This window comes from Streptomyces sp. ActVer (genome assembly GCF_027270795.1).
Taxonomy (GTDB): domain Bacteria; phylum Actinomycetota; class Actinomycetes; order Streptomycetales; family Streptomycetaceae; genus Streptomyces; species Streptomyces umbrinus_A.
Map to the genome: position 1 here is coordinate 1 of NZ_JAPWHT010000207.1, position 17,141 is coordinate 17,141.

Annotated in this window: 13 protein-coding genes and 1 pseudogene; 12 read left to right on the forward strand and 2 right to left on the reverse strand. The window is 70.7% G+C overall.

Translation table 11 applies throughout. The features are described 5' to 3' along the window. Positions 1 to 378 (forward strand): annotated as a pseudogene (locus O3Q52_RS29315) (endo-beta-N-acetylglucosaminidase); the annotation flags it as partial. 88 nt (positions 379 to 466) lie between these two features. Then, positions 467 to 3,484 carry a glycoside hydrolase family 38 C-terminal domain-containing protein gene (locus O3Q52_RS29320; protein ID WP_269651704.1) on the forward strand — a complete coding sequence of 1,006 codons (3,018 nt, stop codon included), beginning with the start codon at positions 467 to 469 and terminating at the stop codon, positions 3,482 to 3,484. A gap of 163 nt (positions 3,485 to 3,647) precedes the next feature. Here O3Q52_RS29320 and O3Q52_RS29325 read toward each other — a convergent pair whose 3' ends face one another. After that, positions 3,648 to 4,370 carry a FadR/GntR family transcriptional regulator gene (locus tag O3Q52_RS29325; protein WP_269651705.1) on the reverse strand — a complete coding sequence of 241 codons (723 nt, stop codon included), beginning with the start codon at positions 4,368 to 4,370 and terminating at the stop codon, positions 3,648 to 3,650. Positions 4,371 to 4,536: 166 nt separating this feature from the next. Between O3Q52_RS29325 and O3Q52_RS29330 the strand changes: the two genes are divergently transcribed. The 8 genes from O3Q52_RS29330 to O3Q52_RS29365 all read left to right on the forward strand — a co-directional run bounded on the left by O3Q52_RS29330 (position 4,537) and on the right by O3Q52_RS29365 (position 12,583). After that, positions 4,537 to 5,622: a sugar ABC transporter substrate-binding protein gene (locus O3Q52_RS29330; RefSeq protein WP_269651706.1), complete on the forward strand. Its 1,086-nt coding sequence runs from the start codon at positions 4,537 to 4,539 to the stop codon at positions 5,620 to 5,622. Then, positions 5,619 to 7,121: a sugar ABC transporter ATP-binding protein gene (locus O3Q52_RS29335; protein WP_269651707.1), complete on the forward strand. Its 1,503-nt coding sequence runs from the start codon at positions 5,619 to 5,621 to the stop codon at positions 7,119 to 7,121. Before O3Q52_RS29330 ends, O3Q52_RS29335 begins: the two co-directional genes overlap by 4 nt. Further along, positions 7,114 to 8,151 (forward strand): ABC transporter permease, encoded by a 1,038-nt coding sequence (locus tag O3Q52_RS29340; RefSeq protein WP_269651708.1) that lies wholly within the window; start codon positions 7,114 to 7,116, stop codon positions 8,149 to 8,151. Before O3Q52_RS29335 ends, O3Q52_RS29340 begins: the two co-directional genes overlap by 8 nt. A 125-nt stretch (positions 8,152 to 8,276) precedes the next feature. Further along, entirely contained in the window at positions 8,277 to 9,629 is a 1,353-nt protein-coding gene (locus tag O3Q52_RS29345; protein WP_269651709.1) for an L-fuconate dehydratase, read from the forward strand. After that, entirely contained in the window at positions 9,626 to 10,381 is a 756-nt protein-coding gene (locus tag O3Q52_RS29350) for an SDR family NAD(P)-dependent oxidoreductase (RefSeq protein ID WP_269651710.1), read from the forward strand. The genes O3Q52_RS29345 and O3Q52_RS29350 overlap by 4 nt, the downstream gene beginning before the upstream one ends. Before the next feature lie 20 nt (positions 10,382 to 10,401). Further along, positions 10,402 to 11,406 carry an aldo/keto reductase gene (locus O3Q52_RS29355; protein ID WP_269651716.1) on the forward strand — a complete coding sequence of 335 codons (1,005 nt, stop codon included), beginning with the start codon at positions 10,402 to 10,404 and terminating at the stop codon, positions 11,404 to 11,406. Beyond that, positions 11,403 to 11,717 carry an L-rhamnose mutarotase gene (locus tag O3Q52_RS29360; RefSeq protein WP_269651711.1) on the forward strand — a complete coding sequence of 105 codons (315 nt, stop codon included), beginning with the start codon at positions 11,403 to 11,405 and terminating at the stop codon, positions 11,715 to 11,717. The genes O3Q52_RS29355 and O3Q52_RS29360 overlap by 4 nt, the downstream gene beginning before the upstream one ends. Continuing rightward, entirely contained in the window at positions 11,714 to 12,583 is an 870-nt protein-coding gene (locus O3Q52_RS29365) for an amidohydrolase (RefSeq protein WP_269651712.1), read from the forward strand. Before O3Q52_RS29360 ends, O3Q52_RS29365 begins: the two co-directional genes overlap by 4 nt. A 20-nt stretch (positions 12,584 to 12,603) precedes the next feature. Here O3Q52_RS29365 and O3Q52_RS29370 read toward each other — a convergent pair whose 3' ends face one another. After that, positions 12,604 to 14,025, reverse strand: a complete 1,422-nt coding sequence (locus O3Q52_RS29370; protein WP_269651713.1) for a lipase maturation factor family protein — start codon at positions 14,023 to 14,025, stop codon at positions 12,604 to 12,606. 82 nt (positions 14,026 to 14,107) lie between these two features. Between O3Q52_RS29370 and O3Q52_RS29375 the strand changes: the two genes are divergently transcribed. Further along, entirely contained in the window at positions 14,108 to 15,400 is a 1,293-nt protein-coding gene (locus tag O3Q52_RS29375) for a DUF6777 domain-containing protein (RefSeq protein ID WP_269651714.1), read from the forward strand. 99 nt (positions 15,401 to 15,499) lie between these two features. Continuing rightward, positions 15,500 to 17,141, forward strand: a 1,642-nt coding sequence (locus O3Q52_RS29380) for a SpoIIE family protein phosphatase (RefSeq protein WP_269651715.1), incomplete at its 3' end; no start/stop codon positions are given.

Consider the following 17,141-nt stretch of genomic DNA (forward strand, 5'->3'; position numbering starts at 1 on the left):
GCCGGCGGCACCGTGCACGGCCCCGGCGCCCGGCCCACCGGGGCCGGCGGCGCCGTGAAGTGGCGGCTCGGCGGACTCGCCGTACGGAACCAGGCCGCCCAGAGCCCGTCCGTCCCGGCCGACCTGAGCATCACCGGTGCCTCGGGAGGCGACCTGCGCTTCGCGTGGCGGGCCGTCCCCGGCGACGTACGCCACTACACGCTGCACCGGGTCCTGCCCGACGGCACCCGGCGCTTCCTCGGCGGCACCGCGCAGCGGGCCTTCTTCGTCGGCGGATTGACACCCGAGGGCGGTGAGTCCACGGCGAGGTTCGAACTGCGGGCCGTGGGGGAGCTTTACACCGCGTCGGCCCCCGCTACCGTCACACACACCTGGTGACCGCCGACCAGGTGGTCACCGTCGAAAGCCGGTGTTGACCACCGACACCGAGCAGCAACCCGCACAACGGAGTTACGGAGCACCTCACATGCATGACGACCGCAGCCTGGTCGAAGCCCGCCTCAAGCGTGTGCTCGACGAGCGCATACGACCCGCCGTGTACCCCGAGTCGGTACCACTGGAAGTGGCGGTGTGGCACGCGCCCGGCGAGCCCGTGCCGGTCGACGAAGGGCTGTCCGCCCCGGTCGAACCGATCGAGGCGGGCGCGCGGTGGGGTGCTCCGTGGGGCACGAGCTGGTTCCGGGTGACCGGGACCGTGCCCCAGGAGTGGGCCGGGAGGACCGTCGAGGCGATCCTCGACCTCGGCTTCGACGAGAACATGCCCGGCTTCCAGTGCGAGGGCCTCGTCTACCGGCCCGACGGCACGCCGGTGAAGGGTCTGAACCCGCGCAACCAGTGGGTGCGGATCGGCGCCCCGGTCGAGGGTGGCGAGGAGGTGCGGCTGCACGTCGAGGCCGCGTCCAACCCCGTCATCCTCGACTACCACCCCTTCCGGCCCACGCAGTTGGGCGACAAGGAGACGGCGGGCAGCGAACCGCAGTACAAGCTGGAGCGCATGGACCTCGCCGTCCTCGACGAGACGGTGTGGCAGCTGGTCGTCGACCTGGAGGTGCTGGGCGAGCTGATGGCCGAGCTGCCGGTGGAGTCCGCCCGCCGCTGGGACATCCTCCGGGCCGTGGAGAAGGCCCTCGACGCCGTCGATCTGCAGAACGTGGGCGGCACGGCGGCCGCGGCCCGCACGCACCTCGAAGGGGTGCTGTCCGCCCCCGCCGTCCCCTCCGCCCACCGCATCAGCGCGGTCGGCCACGCCCACATCGACTCGGCGTGGCTGTGGCCGCTGCGCGAGACCGTACGCAAGGTCGCCCGGACCACCTCCAACATGACCGCCCTCATCGAGGACGAGCCGGACTTCGTCTTCGCCATGTCGCAGGCCCAGCAGTGGGCCTGGGTGAAGGAGCACCGGCCCGAGGTGTGGGCGAAGGTGAAGAAGGCCGTGGCCGACGGGCGGTTCGTTCCCGCCGGCGGCATGTGGGTCGAGTCGGACACCAACATGCCGGGCTCCGAGGCGATGGCCCGTCAGTTCGTGCACGGCAAACGGTTCTTCCTCGACGAGTTCGGCGTCGAGAACGAGGAGGCTTGGCTGCCGGACACCTTCGGCTTCGCCGCCGGACTGCCGCAGATCATCAAGGCGGCGGGCTCCAAATGGCTGCTCACACAGAAGATCTCGTGGTCCCAGACCAACAAGTTCCCGCACCACACCTTCCAGTGGGAGGGCATCGACGGCACGCGGATCTTCACGCACTTCCCGCCCGTGGACACGTACAACTGCTCCATGAAGGGCAGCGAGATCGCCCACGCGGCGAAGAACTTCAAGGACAAGGGCGCCGCCCGGCACTCCCTCGCACCGACCGGCTGGGGCGACGGCGGCGGTGGCACGACCCGCGAGATGGTCGCCAAGGCGGCCCGGCTCCGGGACCTCGAAGGCTCGGCGACCGTGGTCTGGGAGACCCCGGAGAAGTTCTTCGAGAAGGCGGAGGCAGAGTACCCCAACGCCCCTGTGTGGGTGGGCGAGTTGTACCTGGAGCTGCACCGCGCCACGCTCACCAGCCAGGCCAGGACCAAGCAGGGCAACCGGCGCAGCGAGCACCTCCTGCGCGAGGCCGAACTGTGGGCGGCGACCGCGGCCGTCCGGACCAAATTCACCTACCCGTACGAGGAGTTGGACCGCCTCTGGAAGACGGTGCTGCTCCACCAGTTCCACGACATCCTGCCCGGCTCGTCCATCGCCTGGGTGCACCGCGAGGCCCGTAGGACGTACGAGGCCGTCGCCGAGGAACTGAACGGCATCATCGACTCCGCCCAGCGCGCGCTGGCCGGTGAGGGCACGACCGCCCTCGCCTTCAACTCGGCGCCGCACATCCGCGACGGGGTGCCCGCCGGCGGGGCGCGGACCCCGGCCGTCGGCGGCGAGTGCACGCTGGTGCCGCGCACGGACGGCGGCTATGTGATCGACAACGGACGGCTGCGGATCGAGATCGACGAGCGCGGACTCGTCGTCTCCGCGTTCGACCTCGCCGCGGACCGTGAGACCCTCGCGCCCGGCAAGGCGGCCAACCTGCTCCAGATCCACCCCGACTTCCCCAACATGTGGGACGCCTGGGACGTCGACGAGTTCTACCGGAACACGGTCACCGACCTGGTCGACGCCGACGAGGTCGCCCCCGGCGACGACGGCGTCTCGGTCCGGATCGTACGGACCTTCGGGGCGTCGAAGGTCACGCAGGTGCTGTCGCTCGCGCCGGGGGAGTGGCGGCTCGACATCGGCACCGAGGTCGACTGGCACGAGACGGAGAAGTTCCTGAAGCTGGCCTTCCCGCTCGACGTGCACGCCGAGCGGTACGCGTCCGAGACGCAGTTCGGGCACTTCTTCCGGCCGACGCACACCAACACGTCCTGGGAGTCCGCCAAGTTCGAGGCCTGCAACCACCGGTTCGTCCACATGGAGGAGCCCGGCTGGGGTGTCGCGGTCGCCCACGACTCGACGTACGGCCATGACGTGACGCGGGCGGTGCGCGACGACGGTGGTACGACCACCACGGTCCGCGTCTCGCTGCTGCGCGCCCCGCGCTTCCCCGACCCCGAGACCGACCAGGGCGTCCACCGCTTCCGGCACGCGCTGGTGCCCGGCGCCGCGATCGGCGACGCGGTGCGCGAGGGCTGGCGGATCAACCTGCCCGAGCGGAAGGTCGTGGGCGGGGCCTCGGAGGTCGCGCCTCTGGTGGCCGTCGCCCAGGACGCGGTCGTGGTCACCGCGGTGAAACTCGCCGACGACGGCAGCGGTGATGTGATCGTCCGCTTCCACGAGTCCCGCGGCGGCCGCAGCCGGGCCACCCTCACGGCGGGCTTCGAGGTCGATTCCGTCACGGTGACGGACCTGCTGGAACGGCCCCTGGCCGACGCGGTCGCCCCGGAGCGGGACGGCAGCAGGATCACCCTGAAACTCCGCCCGTTCGAGCTGGTGACGCTGAGGCTGAAGAGGGCCTGAGGTTCCTTTTAGGCTGCGGGTGCGGTGTGGTTGCTCGCGCAGTTCCCCCGCGCCCCTAAAGGCGAAAGACCGGGGCGCAGCCCCGTCTTTCAGGGGCGCGGGGAACTGCGCGACAAGCCCCCGCCGGCCCGCAGGTAGGCCACATCGGCCCCGGTTCCAGCCCTCAAGGCTGGAGCTGGGTCCGAAGCCATTGCTCGACCTCGCCCACATGCGCGGCCGCGGCCGCCCGCGCGGCCTCAGGATCGCGGGCGACCAGCGCACGATGGATGGCCGCATGCTCCCGCCGCGTGCGCTCGAACGCCCCCTCCTCCTGGTAACCGCGCCAGACCCGGGCGCGAAACGTGCGCGAGGAGAGTCCCTCCAGGATCGCCGCCATCGTGTCGTTGCCCGCGGCGACCCCGATGGCACGGTGGAACGCCAGGTCGTGGGAGAGGATCTCCTCCGGGTCGTCCGTCGCGTTCATGGCCGTCAAGTGCTTCTCGACCTCGGCCAGTTGGTCGGGGGTGATCCGTGCGGCCGCGAGCGCCGTCGCCGTCGACTCCAGGATGCGCCGCACTTCGAGGAGTTCGACCAGCCCCGGCCCCCGGGAGAGGTCCGCGACCACGCCGAAGGTCTCCAGCAGGTCCCCGGCCTCCAGCTGCGTGACGTAGATCCCGGACCCGTGCCGGGCCTCCAGGACGCCCAGGACCGTGAGGGCCCGGATCGCCTCGCGCATCGAGCTGCGCGAGATGCCCAGCTGTGACGCCAGATCCCGCTCGGTGGGCAGCCGTGCGCCCGGCTCCAGACGGCCCTCGCCGATCATCGCCTTGATCTGGTCGATGGCGCGCTGCGTCACGGTCCCCTTCTGCGGGGCCGTCGTCGTCCCCTGGGGCAGGCTCTCGTCCACGCCATGTCCTCCTGTTGCCGGGTGCGCCGCAGTCTAACCACTCAGGTGGTCGGACCACTACGCATGAAAACCAGGGAAAAATGCGGTCCAGGGGTGTTGTCAGGGGGAAGTGGTCTGATAAATATGCGTGGCACCTGCTCGATCACGCTCAACGAGGAGCCGATAGATGGCCGGCAGAACAGTGCGGTACCGGAACGGTCGAAACACCTCACGGGCGATACGTGCGGCGGCCGTTGCCGCCTGCGCCACGCTCGTACTCGCGGCATGCGGCAGCACCAAGGACAACGTCGCCTCCAAGGGCGACGGCGGAGGCGACGGCAGCGGCAAGGTCGGCGTGATCCTGCCCCTGCTGACCTCGCCGTTCTGGCAGTCGTACAACGACTACGTGCCCAAGATGGCGAAGACCGAGGACGTCGACGCCCTCAAGACCGTGAACTCCAACAGCGACCCGTCGCAGCAGATCACGGACATCAACAACCAGCTCAACCAGGGCGTGAAGGGCCTCGTCGTGGCCCCCCTGGACAGCGCCGCGATCTCCGCCGGGCTCGACCAGGCCGAGCGCAAGGGCGTGCCCGTGGTCGCCGTGGACGTGGCGCCCGAGAAGGGCAAGGTCGCGATGGTCGTACGCGCCAACAACGTCGCGTACGGGGAGAAGGCCTGCGAGTACCTCGGCAAGCAGATCCCCTCCGGCAAGGTCGTACAGATCATGGGCGACCTGGCCTCGGTCAACGGCCGGGACCGCTCCGAGGCCTTCCGGGCCTGCGTCAAGGAGAAGTTCCCGAAGCTGAAGGTCCTGGAGATCCCCGCCAAGTGGGAGTCCGACACGGCGGCCTCCAAGCTGGACACGCTCCTGAACGCCAACCCGGACATCAAGGGCATCTACATGCAGGCGGGCGGCGTCTACCTCGCGCCCACGCTGCAGACCCTGAAGTCCAAGGGGCTGCTGAAGACGGTCGGCCAGAAGGGCCACATCGCGATCGTCTCGAACGACGGCATCCCGCAGGAGTACGACGCCATCCGCAAGGGCCAGATCGACGCCACCGTCTCGCAGCCTGCCGACCTCTACGCCAAGTACGGCATGTACTACATCAAGGCGGCGATGGAGGGGAAGACCTTCGAGCCGGGCCCGACCGACCACGACTCCGAGATCGTCAAGCTGCCCAGCGGCATCCTCGAGGACCAGCTGCCCGCTCCGCTGGTGACCAAGGAGAACGTCGACGACCCCGAGCTGTGGGGCAACACGGTCAAATGAGCACACCACTCGTTGAGGCGCGGGGCATCGCCAAGCGGTACGGCCCCACGGTCGCCCTCGCCGACGGCCGGCTGACCGTGCACGCGGGCGAGTCCCATGCCCTCGTCGGCCGCAACGGCGCGGGCAAGTCCACCCTCGTCACCGTTCTCACCGGCCTCCAGGCCCCCGACGAGGGCACGGTCAGCTTCGACGGCGAGCCGGCGCCCCCGCTCACAGACCGGGACGCCTGGCGGCGCAAGGTGGCCTGCGTCTACCAGAAGCCCACCGTCGTCCCCGAGCTGACCGTCGCCGAGAACCTCTTCATCAACCGGCAGCCGCAGGGCCGCGGCGGCTTCATCAGCTGGCGCCGGCTGAAGACCGAGGCCGCCGAGGTCCTGGACACCTGGGACGTCCACGTCGACCCGGACGCGCGGACCGCCGACCTCAAGGTCGAGGACCGCCAAATGGTGGAGATCGCCCGGGCGTTGAGCTTCGGCGCCCGGTTCATCGTCCTCGACGAACCTACCGCCCAGCTCGACAACCGGGAGATCGAGCGCCTCTTCACCCGCATGCGCGCGCTCCAGGAGTCCGGCGTCACGTTCCTGTTCATCTCGCACCACCTCCAGGAGGTGTACGAGGTGTGCCAGACCGTGACGGTCCTGCGCGACGCGCGCTGGATCACCACGGCCCCGGTGGCCGAGCTCCCGCGGGCGGCCCTGGTCGAGGCCATGGCGGGGGAGTCCATCGCCGCCGTGGAGGAGAAGGCCGCCCGTGGCGACGTGGACGCCGGCGCGCCCGTCGTCCTCGAAGCACACGGGCTCACCTCGGAGTCGTACGAGAGCATCGACCTCACCGTCCGCGGTGGTGAGGTCGTCGGTCTCGCCGGATCGAGCGGCAGCGGCAAGATCGAGCTGGCCGAGTCCTTCGCGGGACTGCACACGCCGACCGGCGGAACCGCCCAACTGGAGGGCAGGCAGCTGCCGTTCGGCGATGTCACGGCCGCTCTTCGCGCGGGGGTCGGCTGTGTCCCGCGCGACCGGCACGGGCAGGGTCTCGTCTTCGGCATGACCGTCGGCGACAACGCCACCATGAGCGTCCTGGACCGCCTCGGCCGGTACGGATTCGTCGGCACCGACCGCAGGCGGGGCTTCGCCGACGAGCTGATCGACCGCCTCGACATCCACACCGAGGGGCCCGACCAGCCCGTGTCCGACCTCTCCGGAGGCAACGCGCAGAAGGTCGTCATGGCCCGGGCCCTCGCCTCCGACCCCCGGCTGCTGGTCCTGATCAACCCCACCGCGGGCGTCGACGTGAAGTCCAAGGAATCCCTGCTCTCCCGCATGGACTCGGCCCGTGACGACGGCACCGCCGTGCTCGTCGTCTCCGACGAACTCGACGACCTGCGCCGCTGCGACCGCGTCCTCGTCCTCTTCCACGGCCGCGTCGTCGCCGAGCACCCGGCGGGCTGGCGCGACCACGAGCTGATCGCCTCCATCGAAGGAGTGGACCACCATGGCTGACACGAAGGCCCCGTCGGCCTCGGCCTCCACCCCCCTACGGCCGCTCAAGAGCAAGGCCGACGCCAAGGCCGTACTCCTGCGCAGGGCACGCGAACTCGCCCTAGTGCCAGCCCTGTTGCTGCTGCTCGTGCTCGGTGCGTTCGTCAACGACGCCTTCCTCACCGAGCAGAACCTGATCTCCATCCTGGGCGCCTCGGCCGCCCTCGCGATGGTGGTCCTCGCCGAGTCGCTCGTGCTCATCACCGGCAAGTTCGACCTGTCGCTGGAGTCGGTCGTCGGCATCGCGCCCGCCGTCGGAGCGCTGTTGCTGCTGCCCGCCGCACAGTCGGGCTGGGGCACGGAACTGCCCGCCGGAGTCGCCCTGCTCGCGATCCTCGTGGTGGGCGCGATCATCGGCGGCTTCAACGGCATCCTCGTGGTGAAGCTCAAGCTCAACGCGTTCATCGTGACGCTGGCGATGCTGATCATCCTGCGTGGTCTGCTCGTCGGCGCGACCGAGGGCAAGACGCTCTTCGGCATGCCCGACGCCTTCTACGCGCTCGCCACCACCACCTTCCTGACCGTGCCCATCTCGGTGTGGCTGGCGGCGGCGTCGTTCGGTGTCGCCGGGTTCTTCCTCAAGTACCACCGCCTGGGGCGTGCCCTGTACGCGATCGGCGGCAACGCGGACGCGGCCCGCGCGGCCGGCATCCGGGTCGAGCGCGTGATGCTCGGCGTCTTCGTCGTCGCCGGGACGCTCGCCGCGGTCGGCGGTCTCATGCAGACCGGCTACGTCGGCGCGATCAACGCCAACCAGGGTCAGAACATGATCTTCACGGTGTTCGCGGCGGCGGTCATCGGCGGCATCAGCCTCGACGGGGGCAAAGGCACGATGTTCGGCGCCCTCACGGGCGTCCTCCTTCTTGGGGTTGTGCAGAACTTGCTCACTCTTGCCCAGGTTCCATCCTTCTGGATCCAGGCCATTTATGGGGGAATCATCCTGGTTGCCCTGATGATTGCCCGCGTGACCACCGGCCGTGCGCAGGACTAGGTGTGGTGTGGAGCTGCGGGTCCGTTGTGGCTCAGCGCGCAGTTCCCCGCGCCCCTCAAGGGGCGCGCCATGGCGCACCGGGCTTTGGTAGTCCGCCTCCTTGTCTCTGACCGAAAGGCACTTCTGTGTCCGCATCCGCCGCCTCCCGCATCATCGCGGTTGACACCTACGACATCCGTTTCCCCACCTCGCGTGAGCTCGACGGCTCCGACGCGATGAACCCGGATCCCGACTACTCGGCCGCGTACGTCGTGCTGCGCACAGGCAGCGACGACACGGCCGACGGCCTGGAGGGGCACGGGTTCACCTTCACCATCGGGCGGGGCAACGATGTCCAGGTCGCCGCGATCGAGGCGCTGCGCCCGCACATTCTGGGCCGGCCGGTGGACGAACTGTGCGCGGATCCGGGCGCGTTGAGCCGGGACCTGATCGGGGACAGCCAACTGCGGTGGCTGGGGCCCGAGAAGGGCGTGATGCACATGGCGATCGGCGCCGTCGTCAACGCCGTCTGGGACCTGGCCGCCAAGCGCGCCGAGAAACCCCTGTGGCAGCTGCTCGCCGACGCCACGCCCGAATGGCTCGTGTCCCAGGTGGACTTCCGCTACATCGCGGACGTCCTCACCCCCGAGGACGCGCTCCGCCTGCTGAGCGAGGGCCGGGAAGGCGCGACGGAACGCGTCGCGCTGCTCAAGGAGCGTGGCTTCCCCGGCTACACGACCTCGCCGGGCTGGCTCGGGTACTCCGACGAGAAGCTCACCCGGCTGGCCCGCCAGGCCGTCGCCGACGGCTTCACCCAGATCAAGCTGAAGGTCGGCGCGGACCTCGCCGACGACGTACGCCGCTGCCGGGTGGCCCGCTCCGTCGTCGGCCCCGACATCCGCGTCGCCATCGACGCCAACCAGCGCTGGAACGTCGACGAGGCCATCGAGTGGACCAGGGCACTCGCCGAGTTCGACCCGTACTGGATCGAGGAGCCCACCAGCCCCGACGACGTCCTCGGCCACGCCACGATCCGCAAGGCGATCGCCCCGGTCAAGGTCGCCACCGGCGAGCACGTACAGAACCGGATCATCTTCAAGCAGCTGCTCCAGGCGGGCGCCATCGACGTCCTGCAGATCGACGCGGCCCGTGTCGGCGGCGTCAACGAGAACCTCGCGATCCTGCTTCTCGCGGCCAAGTTCGGCATCCCCGTCTGCCCGCACGCCGGCGGCGTCGGCCTGTGCGAACTGGTCCAGCACCTCTCGATGTTCGACTACGTGGCGCTGTCCGGAACGACCGAGGACCGCGTGATCGAGTACGTGGACCATCTGCACGCCCACTTCCTCGACCCGGTGGTGATCAGAGAGGGTCACTACATGGCACCCACCTCACCGGGCTTCTCGGCGACCATGCGGCCGGAGTCCATCGCGGAGTTCACGTTCCCCGGCGGGACCTTCTGGGCCGCCGACCTCGACCGGCAGAAGGAGCAGGCGGCATGAGCGACTTCGAGGGCCTCAAGGCCCTGGTGACGGGCGGCGCCTCCGGCATCGGCCGGGCCACCGCGGAGCTCCTCGCCTCCCGCGGCGCCCAGGTCGCCGTTCTGGACCTGGACCCCGCGAGCGTGGAGAAGCCCCTGCTCGGCTACCAGGCCGACGTCACCGACGACGACTCCGTACGCCGGGCCGTCGCCGCCGCGGTCGCCGACCTGGGCGGTCTCGACGTGCTGATCAACAACGCGGGCATCGGCGCGCAGGGCACCGTCGAGGACAACGACGACGAGGTCTGGCACCGTGTGCTGGACGTCAACGTCGTCGGCATGGTCCGTACGGCCCGGGCGGCCCTGCCTCACCTGCGGAAGTCCTCGCACGCGACCATTGTGAACACCTGCTCCATCGCTGCCACCGCGGGCCTCCCGCAGCGCGCCCTGTACTCCGCGTCCAAGGGCGCCGTCCTGTCGCTGACCCTCGCCATGGCCGCCGACCACGTCCGCGAGGGCATCCGCGTCAACTGCGTGAACCCCGGCACCGTCGACACCCCCTGGGTCGGCCGTCTCCTGGACGCCGCGACGGACCCCGCCGCCGAACGGACCGCCCTGGAGGCCCGCCAGCCCACCGGCCGCCTCGTCACCGCGTCCGAAGTCGCGGGCGCCGTCGCCTACTTGGCGGGCCCGCTGTCCGGCGCCACCACCGGCACCGCGCTCGCCGTGGACGGCGGTATGCAGGGGCTGCGACTGCGTCCGGCGGGCCAGTGAGCGGGCCGCTGGGCGGGCCGGTGAACCGGCTCGGTCGAAGCGGCGTGGAGATCACCAGCCTCGCCCTCGGCGCCGCCGGCATCGGCAACCTCTTCACCGAGGTCGGCGAGGAGCAGGCGTACGAGACAGTCGGCGCCGCCTGGGACGCGGGCATCCGGTACTTCGACACCGCGCCCCACTACGGCATCGGCCTCTCCGAACGCCGCCTGGGCGCGGCCCTGAGCGGGCGCCCCCGGTCGGCGTACACCATCTCGACCAAGGTGGGCCGCCGTCTGGAGCCCAGCGACGCGGGCGGCGACGACCTCGCCAACGGCTTCGCCGTGCCCGCCACGCACCGCCGCGTATGGGACTTCAGCGCGGACGGCGTACGGCGCAGCCTGGAGGCCAGCCTGGAGCGGCTCGGCCTCGACCGGGTGGACGTCGTCTACCTCCACGACCCGGACGACCACGCCGAACAGGCCTTCCGGGAGGGCTATCCGGCGCTGGAGAAACTCCGCGCGGAGGGCGTGGTGGGCGCGATCGGCGCGGGCATGAACCAGGCCGAGATGCTCACCCGCTTCATCCTCGACACCGACGTCGACGTGGTGCTGTGCGCCGGGCGCTACACCCTCCTGGACCAGGCCGCGCTGACCGAACTGCTGCCGGCCGCGCAGGAGCGCGGGACCTCGGTCGTCGTCGGTGGCGCCTTCAACTCCGGTCTGCTGGCCGACCCGAGGCCGGGAGCGACGTACAACTACACGGCCGCACCGCCCGAGGTGCTGGACCGTGCCCTCGCCCTCGACGCCATGGCCGACCGGCACGGCACCACCCTGCGCGCCGCCGCCCTGGCCTTCTGCGCCGCCCATCCGGCCGTCGCGGGCGTCCTCGTGGGAGCCAAGTCGCCGCACGAAGTCCGGGACTGCGCCGAGCAGTTCGCGACGCCCGTGCCCGCGACCTTCTGGCAGGAGGTGCGGGACGCGGACCTCCTGCCCGCCGACGCCCCCGTACCCGGGGAGAACGCGTCGAAGCCGAAGGAGCCGTCATGAGAGTGGCCCTGCACACCAAGGTCCGCGCCGACCGCATCGCCGAGTACGACGCCGCCCACCGCGAGGTCCCCGAGAAACTCACGGACGCCATCCGCGCCGCCGGAGCCTCCTCCTGGACGATCTGGCGCAGCGGGACCGACCTCTTCCACGTCCTGGAGTGCGAGGACTACCCGCGACTCCTCGCCGAACTGGAGCAACTGCCGGTCAACATCGCCTGGCAGGCCCGGATGGCGGAGCTCCTCGACGTGGTGCACGACTACTCGGCCGAGGGCTCGCAGGCGGAGCTGCCTGTCGTATGGGAGCTGCCATGACCGCACGCACGGGCGCCGTCGACGCCCACCACCACGTCTGGGACCTCTCCGTACGGGACCAGGACTGGATCACAGGACCCGAACTGGCGCCCCTGAGAAGGAACTTCACCGTCGAGGACCTGGAGCCCGAGGCGCGTGCCGTCGGAGTCACCCGGACCGTCCTCGTGCAGACGGTCACGGTGGCGGAGGAGACCCCGGAGTTCCTGGCCCTCGCGGAGGCGCACGACCTGATCGGCGGAGTAGTCGGCTGGACCGACCTCACCAGCCCCGACGTGGCCGACGAACTGGCCCGCTTGAGAGAACTGCCGGGCGGCCGCCACCTCAAGGGCATCCGCCACCAGGTCCAGGGCGAGCCGGACCCCGAATGGCTGCTGCGCCCCGATGTTCAGCGAGGGCTGGGCGCGGTGGCGGCGGCCGGGCTCGTGTACGACCTGGTGGTACTTCCCCACCAGCTTCCAGCCTGTGCCGGGGCGGCCGCCGCACTGCCCGGTCTCACCTTCGTCCTCGACCACTTGGGGAAGCCGCCCATCGCCTCGGGCGAACTGGAGCCGTGGGCCTCCGAGATCAGGGCGCTCGCCGGCCTGCCGAACACGGTGTGCAAGCTGTCGGGGATGGTGACGGAGACGGACCTGTCGCAGCAGCGGTCGGCGCAGGCGCGGAGGCGGGAGCTGAAGCCCTACGCGGACACCGTGCTGGACGCCTTCGGCCCGGGGCGCCTCATGTTCGGCTCCGACTGGCCGGTATGCACGCTGGCGACGACGTACGGCGGAGTCTCGTTCATGGCCGACGGTCTCACGCTGGACCTGAGCAGCGACGAGCGCGCCCAGGTCTTCGAGGGCACCGCGGAGCGCGTCTACTGCCTCTGAAGCACACTGCCGACCTACATCTACGACCTCTGAACCACCGCGTCGAGCCGCGTCGGCGGTAGGAATTCCCGTACATACGTCCGCTCCCAGCAGGCGCCCGTCTCCCGCAGTTCCTGCCAGGTCGTGTACCGGTAGCGGAAGAGGCGGGCCCGGACGTACCGGGGCGGTGCGTCCGGCGGGAACGGGGAGCGGCGCAGAAGGCGCAGCGTGTCCCGGTCGTTCTCCAGGAGCCTCTCCACCAGGGCGCCGAACCACGATCCGGCGTAGGCGGGGGAGAGCGCGGCGAACCACATCATCCAGTCGAGCCGCAGGTGGTACGGGGCGAACTGGCGCGGCCAGTGCCGCGGATCGCCGGGCTTGCCCCTGAACTCGTACTCCCGCCAGTCGGAGTCCTCGCGGGGTACGGCGTCGGCCGTGCCCTCGACCACCACCTCGTAGCGGACGCGGCTGACGCTGCCGAACGCCCCGTAGGTGTTCACCAGGTGGAGGGGGTCGAAGGAGCGGTTCATGACCTGGCGGCGGGAGATCATGTTGCGGACCGGGCGGTAGCTCAGTGTCACGAGCAGCGCGGCGACCGCGAGGACAACGACCTCGTACCAGAGCGGGGCGCCGGGGACGTCCGGGGCCGTGCCCGGGAGCGCCAGTGCCGAGAGGGCCAGCACGATCGTGATCCAGTTCAGCCAGGAGAAGTTGCCGGACAGGATCAGCCACAGCTGGGTGAGGATCATCAGGGACGCGGCGGCCGTGGCGACGGGCCGAGGCGTGAACAGCAGGACGGGCACGACGAGTTGGGTGAAGTGGTTGGCGGCCACCTCGACCCGGTGCAGCGGCTTCGGCAGATGGTGGAAGAACCAGCTCAGCGGGCCCGGCATCGGCTGGGTCTCGTGGTGGTGGTCGAGGCAGGTCAGCTTGCGCCAGCACGCGTCGCCGCGCATCTTGATCAGCCCCGCCCCGAACTCGACGCGGAACAGGATCCAGCGCAGCAGGAAGAGCACCACGACCGGCGGCGCGACCTCGTCGTTTCCCAGGAAGACCGCGAGGAAGCCGGTCTCCAGGAGCAGGGACTCCCAGCCGAACGAGTACCAGGTCTGGCCGACGTTCACGATCGACAGATACATGACCCAGGGCACCAGCCAGAGCAGCATGCCGCCCCAGAGCGGCAGCAGACCGTCCAGCCCGGCGACGAGCGCCACCGACACCGCGCAGCCGGTCCACGCCCAGGCCGCGAAGAAGCGGTCGGAGCAGTGGAGATGGAACACGCTCGGCGCCTGCCGGAACGGCACCCGCGTCACGAACCGGGACACCGGCAGCATCCCGCGCTCGCCGATCAGCGCACGGAACTGCAGCGCCGCGCCCAGGAACGCGACGAGATAGATCACGGCCAGAGCCTTCTGGAGGACCAGCCGGCTCATCCAGTACTCGGGGGCTGTGAACCACTCCACGGAGCCCGCTCCCTTCCCTTCCATTGTGACGCTGTGTGACTTGCTCCGGCTTGCGGGGTTCCCGGGACCGACACAGACAATAGTGAACATATTGCTCGGGCCGGACCGGGACGGACGGGAGAACGTGGTGCGCATACCCACCAGAACCCTCGTCACGGCCTGGGCGCTCTCCGCGGCGCTCCTCACCGGGGGCTGCGGCGGCGACGGGGACAAGGCGTCCGACTCCGCCACCACCGGCGGAGAGGTCTTCCTCCAGCCGGTCGCGGACCAGGGCCCCGACCCCTTCACCGACTCCACGGCCACCGCGGCCGCGACCCCGTCACCCGTCACCCGTACGCCCGAGTCCACGCCCACCGGAAACGCCACGGCCACAGCCACGGCGGAGGGCGTGCGGTCCCTCTCCGGCGGCACGCCGGGCCTCTACGGAGGCACCCGGCGCGTCGGCAGCTGCGACGTCGACCGGCAGATCCGCTTCCTCACGGCCGACCAGGTCAAGGCGCGAGCCTTCGCCCAGGCCGCCGGCATCGCCCAGGCAGGCATCCCCGACTACTTGCGCGGGCTGACCTCTGTCGTACTGCGCGCCGACACCAGAGTCACGAACCACGGCTTCCGGGACGGACGCGCGACCGAGTACCAGGCCGTCCTCCAGGCGGGCACCGCCGTCCTCGTCGACAACCGGGGCGTACCGCGTGTGCGCTGCGCCTGCGGGAACCCCCTCAAGCCGCCGGTCGCCCTCCAGGGCGCCCCCGGGCACAAGGGCCGCCCGTGGTCCGGTTACGAGCCCACCAAGGTCATCGTGGTCACTCCGGCCCCGCGGGTGATCGTCAACATCACGATCATCAACATCCGGAACAACACCTGGATCGAGCGGCGGATCGGCGACCACGACGGCGACGAGGACCGCATCGTGCCCGCGCCCGTGATCGATCCGCACAGCCCGCGCCCGGACGGATCCTCGCCGTCGCCGGACGGGTCGTCGCAGGAGTCGTCGCCCGACGGGTCGTCGTCGGAGAGTTCCTCGGAGAGCGCCGACGAGTCCGCGAGCGACTGCGTGACACCGACCGTGACCATCACCCCCGGCACCACCGAGGGCACTCCGACGGACGACTCCACGGACACCACGTCCCCGGACCCCTCGGACTGCCCCACGGTCACCGAGACGGCCACCCCGGACCCCTCCGACGACCTGGTGTCGCCACCGGACGGTACGGACACGGGCACGCCGCCCGACGCTGACGTCCCCGACGAGCCCACCGTCGACCAGCCCGAACCGCCGCTGGACTCCCCGGCCGACTCCCCGGAGAGTGAGACCGGCCCCGACACCGTCCCGGAGGGCCCCGGCCTGCCCGACGGCGGCGGCCCGATCCCCGGCTAGGCGCGGCCGTGCGCAACCTGCCGTACATCCGTCGGCCGAGCGGTTCCCGGGGGCGTCCCACGGGTCGAAGAATCACCCAAATCCTGGCAAGGTGGGCCCATGGTTGATCGGGGAGCGAGCGCCCTGTCACTCCCGGACGACTGGCCCGCCCACCCGGACCCGATCCTGGCGCTCAACCGCATGGGCAGCTTCGACTGGGACCTGGACACCGGAACCTTTCAGATGGATGTCCTGGCCCACGAGATCTTCGACGTGCGTCCCGACGAGTTCGACGGCCGCCCCGAATCGCTGAGCCCCCGGGTGCCACCGACCGAGGGCCGCCGCCTGGACGCCCACGTCTCCCAGGCCATCAAGGACGGCAGCGAGAACTACGGGGCGTACTTCCGGGTCCGCCGCCGTGACGGCACCCTGCGCTGGACCCACACCCAGGGCTACATCCGGCGCGACGAGACGGGCCGTCCGCGCCGCATCATCGGCATCGTCCGAGACGCCACGGAGGAACTCGGCGAGGCCGAGGCCCGCCGCGAGCAGGCCGCCCAGGACGAGGCCCGCCGCCAGCAGACGAACGTCGTGCAGATCACCACCGCGGCCCTCGCGCACGCCCACACCGTCCAGGACGTCATCGACGTCCTCAAGGACACCCACGGGGTCACCCACCTGGGCGCCAAGAGCCTCGTCATGGGCCTGGTCGAGGCCGGCCGCATCCGGCTGGTCGCCGAGGGCCCCGAGGGCAGCTTCGTACCGGGCACGCTGGTCACCCGTATCGACGAGCAGTACCCGATGAGCGAGGCCGTGCGCACGCTCGCCCCGCGCTTCATCGAGTCGCCGGAGGAGTTCGCCGAGCGCTACCCGCTGCTCTGGCCGCACATCACCGGTCTGGAGATCACCTCGGCCGCCTATCTGCCGCTCATCGCCCAGGCCAGGCCCATCGGCGCCATCGGACTGCTCTACAACGACCGGCACGGCTTCTCGTCGGAGGACCGCAACGTCCTGGTCGCGCTCGGCAGCAGCATCGCGCAGAGCCTCCAGCGGGCCATGTTCTACGAGCAGGAGAAGGACCTCGCCCAGGGCCTCCAGCAGGCCATGCTGCCGCGCTCCATCCCCAGCGTCCCCGGCGCAGACATCGCGGTCCGCTACCGCTCCGGCTCCCTCGGCCGGGACATCGGCGGCGACTGGTACGACGTGATCCCGCTGCCCGGGGGCCGCGTCGGGGCCGTCATCGGCGACGTCCAGGGCCACGACACACACGCGGCCGCCGTCATGGGCCAGCTGCGCATCGTGCTGCGCGCCTACGCGGCCGAGGGGCACACGCCAGCCACCGTCATGGCCCGCGCCTCCGTCTTCCTGCACGAACTCGACACCGAGCGCTTCGCGACCTGCCTGTACGCGGAGGTCGACCTGTCCACGGGTGTGATGCAGGTCGTCAGGGCGGGCCACATCGACCCGCTCATCCGTGACACCGACGGCAGCTGCCGCAGACTGCCCGTCGAAGGCGGCCTGCCCCTCGGCCTCTCCGCCCTGTTCGGCCGCCTCGAATACCCGGTCAACACCCTCGAACTCGACCCCGGCCAGACGCTGCTGCTGTGCACCGACGGCCTCGTCGAACAGCCCGGGATCGACCTCGACGACGGCATGCAGACCCTGCGCGCGCTCATCTCCACCGGCCCCGACGACGTGCGCGACCTCGCGGACCGGCTCATCGACGTGGCCGAGGAACGCGGCGGCGAGGACGACGTGGCAC

Bases quoted from the DNA above. Each gene is read 5' to 3' on its own strand.
- O3Q52_RS29320 (WP_269651704.1), top strand. From the start codon at position 467: ATGCATGACGACCGCAGCCTGGTCGAAGCCCGCCTCAAGCGTGTGCTC.
- O3Q52_RS29330 (WP_269651706.1), top strand. From the start codon at position 4,537: ATGGCCGGCAGAACAGTGCGGTACCGGAACGGTCGAAACACCTCACGG.
- O3Q52_RS29335 (WP_269651707.1), top strand. From the start codon at position 5,619: ATGAGCACACCACTCGTTGAGGCGCGGGGCATCGCCAAGCGGTACGGC.
- O3Q52_RS29340 (WP_269651708.1), top strand. From the start codon at position 7,114: ATGGCTGACACGAAGGCCCCGTCGGCCTCGGCCTCCACCCCCCTACGG.
- O3Q52_RS29350 (WP_269651710.1), top strand. From the start codon at position 9,626: ATGAGCGACTTCGAGGGCCTCAAGGCCCTGGTGACGGGCGGCGCCTCC.
- O3Q52_RS29360 (WP_269651711.1), top strand. From the start codon at position 11,403: ATGAGAGTGGCCCTGCACACCAAGGTCCGCGCCGACCGCATCGCCGAG.
- O3Q52_RS29365 (WP_269651712.1), top strand. From the start codon at position 11,714: ATGACCGCACGCACGGGCGCCGTCGACGCCCACCACCACGTCTGGGAC.